The sequence below is a fragment of the Aeromonas sp. HMWF017 genome, from assembly GCF_003061465.1.
Classification (GTDB): Bacteria; Pseudomonadota; Gammaproteobacteria; order Enterobacterales; family Aeromonadaceae; genus Aeromonas; species Aeromonas veronii.
Genome location: NZ_QAJD01000151.1, coordinates 21318 through 30627, shown reverse-complemented (window position 1 = coordinate 30627; position 9310 = coordinate 21318). Strand labels below are relative to the sequence as shown.

7 protein-coding genes and 1 pseudogene are annotated in these 9310 nt (G+C 62.3%); 4 read left to right on the top strand and 4 right to left on the bottom strand.

The window, feature by feature from the left end:
• The 3 genes and pseudogenes from DBR30_RS22355 to dtd all read left to right on the top strand — a co-directional run.
• Nucleotides 1-165, top strand: a pseudogene (locus DBR30_RS22355) (malate dehydrogenase); the annotation flags it as partial.
• Between the two features lie 176 nt (nucleotides 166-341).
• Nucleotides 342-1214 (top strand): virulence factor BrkB family protein, encoded by an 873-nt coding sequence (locus DBR30_RS15940; RefSeq protein WP_005340664.1) that lies wholly within the window; start codon nucleotides 342-344, stop codon nucleotides 1212-1214.
• Between the two features lie 86 nt (nucleotides 1215-1300).
• Entirely contained in the window at nucleotides 1301-1738 is a 438-nt protein-coding gene (dtd, locus tag DBR30_RS15935) for a D-aminoacyl-tRNA deacylase (RefSeq protein WP_108541304.1), read from the top strand.
• On the opposite strand, the gene DBR30_RS15930 is transcribed toward dtd, so the two are convergent.
• Nucleotides 1727-2407, bottom strand: a complete 681-nt coding sequence (locus DBR30_RS15930; protein ID WP_181363607.1) for a spermidine synthase — start codon at nucleotides 2405-2407, stop codon at nucleotides 1727-1729. The two genes, dtd and DBR30_RS15930, sit on opposite strands and share 12 nt — an antisense overlap.
• A 51-nt stretch (nucleotides 2408-2458) precedes the next feature.
• Here DBR30_RS15930 and DBR30_RS15925 point away from each other — a divergent pair, with 51 nt between their 5' ends.
• Nucleotides 2459-3367: a bifunctional GNAT family N-acetyltransferase/hotdog fold thioesterase gene (locus tag DBR30_RS15925; RefSeq protein WP_069527624.1), complete on the top strand. Its 909-nt coding sequence runs from the start codon at nucleotides 2459-2461 to the stop codon at nucleotides 3365-3367.
• A 54-nt stretch (nucleotides 3368-3421) separates the two neighbouring features.
• On the opposite strand, the gene DBR30_RS15920 is transcribed toward DBR30_RS15925, so the two are convergent.
• From DBR30_RS15920 to pssA, 3 genes are all read right to left on the bottom strand, one after another.
• Nucleotides 3422-5533: an AsmA-like C-terminal region-containing protein gene (locus DBR30_RS15920; RefSeq protein WP_108541305.1), complete on the bottom strand. Its 2112-nt coding sequence runs from the start codon at nucleotides 5531-5533 to the stop codon at nucleotides 3422-3424.
• Between the two features lie 31 nt (nucleotides 5534-5564).
• The gene (gene recG / locus DBR30_RS15915; protein ID WP_181363603.1) at nucleotides 5565-7634 is read right to left on the bottom strand and encodes an ATP-dependent DNA helicase RecG; all 2070 of its coding nucleotides are present in this window, start codon (nucleotides 7632-7634) and stop codon (nucleotides 5565-5567) included.
• A 190-nt stretch (nucleotides 7635-7824) separates the two neighbouring features.
• The gene (gene pssA / locus DBR30_RS15910; protein ID WP_181363602.1) at nucleotides 7825-9174 is read right to left on the bottom strand and encodes a CDP-diacylglycerol--serine O-phosphatidyltransferase; all 1350 of its coding nucleotides are present in this window, start codon (nucleotides 9172-9174) and stop codon (nucleotides 7825-7827) included.
• Nucleotides 9175-9310 lie beyond the last annotated feature (136 nt).

Genomic DNA, 9310 nt, shown 5'->3' with positions numbered 1-9310 from the left:
GTGCTGACCGCCGCTGGGGTCAGCGAGCTTGCCTTCGGCAAGGATTACGTCATTCCCAAGCCGATGGATGCCCGTCTGCTGCCGCGCGTAGCCCGCGCCGTGGCGCTGGCGGCGGTGGAATCCGGCGTCGCTCGCATCGAACTGCCCGCGGACTACATGCTGTAATCCGGCATTGCAAACGGCCCCATAGCGGGGCCGTTTTTATCTCTGCTTCTGGCGACAGCCAGAGACGCCAGCCGGGTGACAGGTTGGGGCAGATGGAGGCAAATCGGGTTCAAAGGTGGTCAAACAGCGCTCTCCTCTGACACAATATTGCCACTATGACGCTAACGAGAATCAAGATGCAGCAGCCTGTCAGCGGCCGTTTGGCCCACGCCCTCTCCTTCTTGCGCCATGATGGTCGCCACTTTGCCCAGTTTGTCTGGGGCCGTTTCCAGCAGGACAGATTGACGGTTACCGCCGGTTATCTGGCCTATGTCACCCTGCTTTCGCTGGTGCCGATGATCGCCGTGGTCTTTGGCATGATGTCCGCCTTCCCGGTGTTCCAGAGCCTCAAGCAGGCGATGGAGCAGTTCGTCTACCACAACTTCGTGCCGACGGCGGGAGACATGCTCAAGGAGTACATCGACGGCTTCGTTGCCAATGCCACCAACACCACGGCAGTGGGGATTGGGGCGCTGGTGGTGGTGGCGTTGATGCTGATCTCCGCCATCGACAAGAACCTCAACTACATCTGGCGTTCGACCCAGGGCCGCCCGCTGGCGCAGGCCTTTGCCATGTACTGGATGATCCTGACCCTGGGGCCCGTGCTTATCGGGGCCAGTATCGCCATCTCCTCCTATATCTTCTCGCTGCGGCTGTTTGGCGCCGAGAGCCTGTTCGGCATCGGCTATCTGCTGTTGCGCGGCTTGCCGTTCCTCTTCTCGGTGCTCACCTTCCTGCTGGTCTATACCGTGGTGCCGAACTGCAAGGTGCGGCTGATCCACGCCTTTATCGGTGCGCTGGTAGCGGCGACCCTGTTCGAGCTGGCCAAGCGCGGCTTTGCCATCTACATCACCAACTTCCCCTCCTATCAGGCCATCTACGGCGCGCTGGCTACCATCCCGATCCTGTTTGTCTGGGTCTATCTCAGCTGGCTGGTGGTGCTGCTGGGGGCTGAAACCACGGCCTGCCTCGGTGAATATGAGAAACCGGCGAGTGAGGAGCTTGGCTAAGCCATCGCCTTGCCCACCGGTTTATTGGTAGCATCGACGACCGCCCCTGCGAGGGGGCGGTCGTTCTGTTTTCAAAGGAGAGGGATGTGATTGCATTGATTCAGCGGGTCAGCGAGGCCAGCGTGACTGTCGAGGGGGAGGTGACCGGCGCCATCGGTCAGGGATTGCTGGTACTACTCGGGGTAGAGCAGGGGGATGACGAGGCCAAGGCCGACAAGTTGCTGCATCGGGTCAGTGGTTATCGCATCTTTCCGGATCAGGAGGGCAAGATGAACCTGAATGTCAGCCAGATCGGCGGCAGTCTGCTGGTTGTCTCCCAATTCACACTGGCGGCGGATACCAAGCGAGGGATGCGTCCCAGCTTCTCCTGCGGTGCTCACCCGAGCGAGGCCGAGCGGCTCTATGACTACTTCGTGGCCAAGGCTTCAGCCAGCGGCATCCAGACCGAAACCGGCCGTTTTGCCGCCGACATGAAGGTGGCGCTGGTCAACGAGGGACCAACGACCTTCTGGCTACAGGTCTGAGGATGTTTCGTCCCGCGGTGTGACGTGGACGATCACGTTGATAAGCCCCGCAACCGGATAGGGGGTGGCGGGGCCAATCCACTGTTCTATCAGTGTCAGGGCGTGGGTTAGCTCCAGTTCGGTGCGTGGCAACAGGTTGATGACCAAAGTGCCGTTCAGCCGGGGTGCCAGCGCCCGGTAGAGCCGCTCCTGAAACAGCAGCAGCGGGTTGCCATCCTGACTGAAGAGATCGAGCAGGATGAGGTCGTACTGCTGCTCGCTCTGCTCCAAAAAGGCGAGGGCATCGGCCTGATGGAGTGCCGGAGCAGCGTGTTCATCGCACTCCTGATGCTGGAAAAACTGCTGATAAACGGTCAGCACCTCTTCGTCGAGGTCAACGCATTCGTGGCGAGCATCTGGCCAGCGCTGACTCAGATGGCGGGTGAGATCGCCGCCACCCAACCCCAGTTCGAGGATCTGCCCGGCCTGTTCCGGCAGCAGGCAGGCGATGACCCGCTGATGGGGCAGACAGAGGGCTGTGGGGTCGGCGAGCGACATGGCGGATTGCACCACGCCGTCTATCTCCAGCCAGCGGTGCTGGTCATTTTCCTGTACCGTGAGGCGGCGCTGGGGTTTGACGCTGAGGTGCAACAAGTGATCGGCTTGGTACGCTTGCAGATTGAAGTCCATGAATTTGCACGGCAAGATGGTTTCCGACCAGTGTAACTCAAGGATGAAACTATGTACCGGGTAGTCACCCCTCAGACAGTCGCCGAGCTGGATGCCTACTACCAGTTGCGCTGGGAACTTCTGCGTAAGCCCTTCAATCTGCCCGTCGGTTCCGAGCGGGACGAATACGACACGGTCGCCATTCACCGGTTGATGCTGGCACCCGATGGCACTCCCATCGCGGTGGGGCGCCTCTTTATCGGCGGCGACGAGGCGCAGATCCGCTTTATGGCGCTGCGTCCCGAATATCGCGGTCAAGGGCTGGGCGCCAAAATGGTGGAGGATCTCGAGCAGCTGGCCCGCAGCGAGAAGGTGAAACGGCTGGTGATGAACGCCCGTCAGGAGGCGGTGGAGTTCTATCGCAAGTGCGGCTTTCTCGAAGTGGGGGGCGGCCCCGTCTCCTTCGGCCGGATTCCCCATCGCCAGATGATCAAATCCCTGAGCCCGTTGCAGACCATCCAGTACCGGCCGGAGTGGTGTCAGGATCTCACCACCCGTTGGTCGCGCGGGGTGCCCATCAGCGAGAAGATGGGGATGCACATCAGCCACTACGATGGCCAGACCTTCCATCTCAAGGCCAATCTGGCGGCCAATTTCAACGTGCATGGCAGCATGTTCGCTGGCAGTGTCTACAGCCAGTGCGTGCTGGCGGGCTGGGGGCTGATCTGGCTGCAGCTTAAAGAGGAGGGGCTGGTGGGCGAGCCGGTGCTGGCCGAGAGCACCATCAAATATCATGGCCCTGTTGATGAGGAGCCGGAGGCGCGAGTGGCCCGCGAGGGGATGCCCGCCGTGCTGCAGCCGCTCAAACGGGGTGAGCCTGCCACCTTCAGCCTCAAGATCCAGCTGTTCAGCGGCAGCAAGCTGGCGGCGGAGTTCTGCGGCCACTACGTGGTGCAGCCGCCCCGCCGTCCGGGCCAGTAACCGCGCCGTTTCCCCATCAAACAACAAGGCCTCATCATGAGGCCTTGTCTGTTTTTACCCTTGCTGGCTGTCGCTTGTCTGCCCGGCTTGGGTCTGCACTTGGGCTTGGGATTTCGGCGCGGGAGCCGGTCGCCAGAGCGGGGTGCTGTTGCCTTGCGGCGGATAACGCACCCCTACCTCCCAGCCGCAGGCGTCCTGCTTCTGCGGGAAGCTCCATGCCAGTGTGGGTTCCGTCAGCGGCCCGCGCCACTGGCCGAGCAGCTCGGCACAGTGGTTGCCGTTGAGGATCCCCAGATCCAGCTGCCACTGCTCGTTGACCAGATCGATCCCCCCTTGCAGCGCCAGTAGATGGGTGATGGTGGAGGCGCCAGCCTGCTCGACTTGTAGTTGCCCCTTGTCGATCTTGCCTTGCAGCTTGATGCGGTAGAAGGGGGTGTCACCCTCCTGCATCGCCTGCCACAGCTGATCCGGCGTCAGGGTGGGCGGGGTCGCGCCCTTGAACCACTCATCCAGCAGCGGATCTATCTTCACCTTGTCCCAGAACGGCTCGTCGGCATCGAGGGCAAAGCTGCCTTGCAGGGTCTGGCGCCACTCGCCCGCCGTTTTGCCGTGTTCGGCTTGCAGGTCGGCACTCACGTCCGCCTTGCCGGCGAACGAGACAGGGGAGTGAAATATCTTGCCCCACTGCTGCAGATCCAGCTTGGTCGCCTGCAGTTGGAGGAGACTGCTCTGGCCCGGCTCGCGGCCCCACTGGCCACTCAGGTTGAAGGTGCCCTCATCCGGCAGCGAGCTGGTGAGTTTTCCCAGTTGCCAGGAGCTGGGGGTCAGTTCCCCATCCAGCTCGCCGTTGCGGGCGCTGAGGCCATCCCACACCAGCTCGAACCACTTGCTCTCGATACGGGCGCGGCCGAGCAGCGGGCCGGGTTGGTTATCGCGCAGGGCGAGATCGCTCAGATAGAGCTGCCAGCCGGTCAGCGACAGGGGCAGGGTATCGTCGAAGGAGAGCACCTTGAGCTTGTCGAACGCCAGCTTGCGGATATCGACCTGCTGCGGGCGCCAGCTCTGCCAATCCTGCCACCAACCCTGTGGCAGGCTGATATCCATGCCGCTCAGCGCCACGTCTTTCAGGGTCAGCTTCTGCTGCTGGCTATCGAGGGAGAGCTCGACATTGAACTCCCCTTCATAGGCCTTGCCCTGCAGTTCGCCGTCGATCTGCTGGGGCGAGAAGGCGAGCTTGCCCTTGATCTCCTCCAGCTGGAACAGGCCACGGCCCATGTCGCCCAGGGTGCCGCTCAGATAGCCGGTGGGCTGGTTGCCCGCCTGCCAGTTGAAGGCGGTGAGCTGGCCGCTGAAGTTGTTGAAGGAGAGCTCCTGATTGATGTCGTTGAGGCTGACGCCGTCCAGCTGGCCGCGATCCAGCGACACGCTTTGCAACGGGAAGCGCTGCGGGAAGCCTTGTTGTGTCAGATCCCCCAGCTCCACCCGCATGCCGCGCGCCTTGAGGTCATGCAGTTGCAGGGTGCGGGCGGGCCAGTCCAGCACCATGCCGGTCTCCAGCAGACCGTCGAACAGGTTGGTCACCAGCTTGTCGGTGCGCAGCACTTCTCCTTCCAGCCGTCCTTGCAGGTTGAGACGGGCGAAGGTGAACTGCGGAGTCTCCAGCTGGCCGATATTGAGGCTCAGGTTGGCCTGTGGCTGCCGTTTCGGATCGATCAGCTCCCAGTCGCTCAGGGTGGCGTTGAGACCGCGCAGGGTCAGCTCGGGGCTTTCCAGACTGAGCCGGTCTATGGTGCTGTCGCTGATGGTGAGGGAGTGCACCGGCAGGTTCGGCAGCTGGTTGGGCAGCGGCAGCTTGATGGCGGGGCGAATGAGATCGAGATGGGCGATGCGCACGTCGCGGCTCAGCCAGTCGATGCTCTCGATCTCCAGATAGATCTTGTCGAGGGAGACCGCATCGCCGTAGCGTACCTGCTCTGCCAGCAGGGTGTAGGGGTGGAGCGGGTTGAACACCAGTCGCCCTATGGTGACCGGTACGCCGGTCTGCTGGCTGATCCAGCTGGCGATGGGGCCTTTGGCGCGCTCGGCGTCGAACAGGCCGAGGGCAACCCAGACAAACAGCAGCAGGAAGGCGAAGGTGTAGAGCAGGCCGCGTAGCCAGGAATTCATGGATGCTTTCCTCCTGTTTTGGGATTGGTTGTCAGGCGTTTGAGTAGTGGTCTCGCAGACCGAGCCAGCGGCGGATCAAGGGTTCAACATGGTTGGGATGACGATCCATCAGGAATCTCGCCATCTTCTGTACCTGCGGAATAAGCGGCTGATCCCGCACCAGATCGGCGATCTTGAGGTCGGCCAGACCGGTCTGGCGAGTGCCGAGCAGTTCCCCCGGGCCGCGCAGTTCCAGATCGCGCTGGGCGATGAGGAAGCCGTCGTTGGTCTCCCGCAGCACCCCGAGTCGGCTCTGGGCCGTCTTGGACAAGGGGGCATGATAGAGCAGCACGCAGTGAGAGGCCACCGCCCCCCGGCCAACCCGGCCGCGCAGCTGGTGCAACTGCGCCAGCCCGAGACGTTCCGGGTTCTCGATGATCATCAGGCTGGCGTTGGGCACATCCACCCCCACCTCGATGACGGTGGTGGCGACCAGCAGTTGCAGTATGCCTGCCTTGAACTCCTCCATCACCCGCTGTTTCTCCACCGGCCGCATCCGGCCGTGTACCAGCCCGATATGCAGATCGGGCAACAGGTTCTGCAGCTCGGCAGCGGTATCCTCGGCGGCCTGACACTCCAGCACCTCCGACTCCTCGATCAGGGTGCAGACCCAGTAGGCCTGCTTGCCCTCGGTGCAGGCGAGTTTGACCCGCTCGATTACATCGCCGCGACGGCTGTCGGGCAGCGCCACAGTGGTGATGGGGGTACGGCCCGGCGGCAGTTCGTCGATGATCGAGGTGTCGAGGTCGGCATAGGCTGTCATCGCCAGCGTGCGGGGGATGGGGGTAGCGGTCATGATGAGCTGATGGGGATGTACCCCCTCCCGCTCCCCTTTCTCGCGCAGGGCGAGGCGCTGATGCACCCCGAATCTGTGCTGTTCATCGATGATGACCAAGGCGAGGCGCTGGAACACCACCAGCTCCTGAAAGATGGCGTGGGTGCCCACCACCATCTTGACGCTGCCATCTTTGATCGCGGCCAGCGACTCTTCCCGCGCCTTGCCTTTCTGTTTGCCCGCCAGCCAGCCGACTCCGATGCCGAGCGGCTCCAGCCACTTGGCGAAGTTGATGGCGTGCTGTTCCGCCAGCAGCTCGGTCGGCGCCATCAAGCCCACCTGACAGCCGTTGCCGATAGCTTGCAGGGCGGCCAGCGCCGCGACCAGGGTCTTGCCGGAGCCTACGTCACCCTGCACCAGCCGCATCATGGGGTGGCTCTGTTGCAGATCCTTGCTTATCTCGGTCACTACCCGGCTCTGGGCGCCGGTGGGCTTGAACGGCAGGGCGCCGAGCAGCTGTTCAACCAGCTCGGGCGCCGGTTTGAGCGCGCGGGCCAGCTGGGTTTGCGCCTGAGCGCGCACCTTGAGTACCGAGAGGTTGTGAGCCAGCAGCTCCTCCAGTACCAGTCGCTGCTGGGCCGGATGCTGGCCGCTTTCCAGCAGCGGCAGCGCCACCGAGGGGGGCGGGCGGTGCAGCAGCTTCAGGGCGGCGGCCAGCTCAATCTGGTGGGGATAGAGGCCGGCGGGCAGCAGCTCCTCCACGCCATAGAGGTCGAGCTGGGCCAGCGCCTGATCGGTGAGGTTGCGCAGGGTGAGCTGGCGCAGCCCTTCGGTAGTCGGGTAGACGGGGGTGAGCGCCTCTTCGGTCTGGCCGACTTGCTCCTCGCCGAGCAGCTTGTACTCGGGGTGGGCCATCTCCAGCCCGTATTTGCCGGGGCGCACCTCGCCAAAGCATCGGATCAGACGGCCCGCCGCCAGACTGTTTTTCTGGGCGGCGGTGAAGTTGAAGAAGCGCAAGGTGAGGGTGCCGGTACCGTCGCTGATGCGACAGACCATCATGCGGCGGCGCCCCATCACCAGCTGAGTGTCCTGGATTTCACCCTCGACGGCGCCGTGCAGGCCGGGCGGCAGATCGCCGATGGGCCACACCTGGGTGCGGTCCTCGTAGCGCAGGGGGAGGTGGAACAGCAGATCCTGTACCGTGGCCAGCCCCAGCCGCTCGAGCTTCTCCAGCATCTTGCTGCCGACACCCTTGAGGCTATCGAGAGGAATTTTATCCAATTTCATCAATTAGATGCCCGGAAACACTGTAAATATGTCCAGATGATAGGGGTTGTTGAGGGGCCGATGCAAGCCGAGTTGCTGCTGGCAGGGCCACCAAGGCGGGGGAAACGGCGGATATAACAAAGGCCTGCCGAAAACGGGAGGCCTTTGTGTGGTTGCCAACAGGCAAAGTGCGGGCGCATGGCGCCCAGGGTCAGATAATCCGCTTGAGCAGCAGATGGGCTTTGACCCGGTGGATCCGTCCCAGCAGCTTGCGCACCTGTTCCGGGTAGTCCTGGATCTGCTCCACCTGATCGAAGTGACTGATCCGCTTGGTGTTGGTCAGGATGTTCTCCCGCTCCGCGTTGAACTGGGGACGCAGCAGGTGGCGACGATCGTGTACCAGCAGGCCATTCTCCAGATCCAGCGCCCAGGCGCGGGGGTTGAGGTTGTTGCCGGTGAGCAGGGCCCACTCGTCATCCACGAAGATCCCTTTGAGATGGTAGGAGTTGCGCTCGCAACACCAGAGCATCAGGTTGAGGCGACCATCGTCGATGTGGCGCTGGTTGCGCTCGGCAAACTTGCGCAGGTTGGTTTCGTAGAGATAGGGCAGGCCACCGATGGTGGAGAACTTCTCTTCCGGCGGAATGAAGAAGTCGTTGGCGGTCTTGTCGCCCACTACGATGGTGACTTTGCAACCGCGCTGCAGCAGATCCTCTATATCCTTGCTCAACTCCTTGGGTGGGTTGAAGTAAGGGGTGCAGATGAAGATCTCCCGCTCGGTGGCGCGCACCAGATTGCGGATCATCAGGTTGAGCTGATTGTTGCGCTTGCCCAGACCCACCATGGGGGTGACGGCCACCTCCTGGGTGTTGACCGGCATGGTGCTGAAGCGGTACTGGCTCTGGCGCAGGTTCTGCTTGAAGCGGCGGATCGGCCCCTTCAGCTGTTTGGCGCTGGGGATATCGCTGTGATCCAGTCGCTGCACCGCGTCGCTCTTCACGAACAGATCATCCACGTAGTTGACCATGCTGCGGGCCAGCTCCGGGCTGGTGATCTGGTGATAGCGATCGAAGCGGTAGCGATCCTGCTGGTGCAGGTAGATGTCGTTGAGGCTGGCGCCGGAGTAGAGCACCACATCATCAAAGATGAAGCCCTTGAGGTGGAGCACGCCGAGCAGCTCGCGCCCTTTTACCGGCACGCCGTAGATTTCGATCTGGTGCTCGTGTTCGGCAGCCATGGCCTGATACATCAGGTGGTTGCCGCCCTGCTTGCCCTTGCCGATCAGGCCGCGCTGGGCACGGTGAAAGTCGACGAACAGCTTGATGTCGAGGGTCGGATTGCGCTGCTTGGCGGCGTAGAGGGCGGAGAGGATCTCCCGGCCAGCTTCGTCATCCTGCAGATAGAGCGCGACCAGATAGATGCGCCGGGTGGCACTGGCGATAAGCGCAAGAATGCGGCGTTTGAAATCCTGGGCGCTGTAGAGCACTTCAAACTGATCCGCTGCGACGGCGATCTGGGGCAGGCGCGCCAGCAGTTGTCGATAATGGGCCGATGAATGCATAGATAAACCTGAAATCACGGGGTTAAGCGTTCCACTCGGAGCGATGAATAGGCGATTCTAGCAATCTCGCCCTCTCAGCCAAAGAAAGAATCATCATAAAGATGAAAAAGGCCTCACGAGTGAGGCCTTTTTGTCA